This window comes from Erythrobacter sp. SN021 (genome assembly GCF_021864455.1).
This window is the reverse complement of record NZ_JAKKUW010000182.1, coordinates 1-325: the sequence shown is the minus strand read 5'-3', so window position 1 is coordinate 325 and position 325 is coordinate 1. Positions and strand designations below refer to the sequence as shown.

Sequence of the window (325 nt, the reverse complement as noted above, 5' to 3'; positions counted from 1 at the left end):
CTGCCATTGCTATCGCCCTGCCCTCACTTGTTCTAACCGCAGCCTGAATCCTAAGAGCTCGATCTAATATAGACCGGGAGAAATCTTCACCCTTTGAATGCGGATTTGACCCGAAAAGAACTGCACGAATCCCTTTCTCAATGCGATTCTTTCTTCTTGCAATTATTTTTATCGTATTTGATATTGAAATCGTCTTATTAATACCAATCCCAACTGTAATTTTATCTAACAACATCAATACCACACTTCTTACCTCAATAGCCTTCCTACTAATTTTATTACTGGGACTTATTCACGAATGAAAGGAAGGCTCCCTGGACTGGTC

At 40.3% G+C, this 325-nt stretch carries 1 protein-coding gene; it reads left to right on the top strand.

Going from position 1 to position 325, the window contains the following annotated elements:
* Window positions 1-47 precede the first annotated feature (47 nt).
* Window positions 48-302 carry an NADH-quinone oxidoreductase subunit A gene (gene ndhC / locus L5849_RS18015; protein ID WP_370459240.1) on the top strand — a complete coding sequence of 85 codons (255 nt, stop codon included), beginning with the start codon at window positions 48-50 and terminating at the stop codon, window positions 300-302.
* The last annotated feature ends 23 nt before the right edge of the window (window positions 303-325 follow it).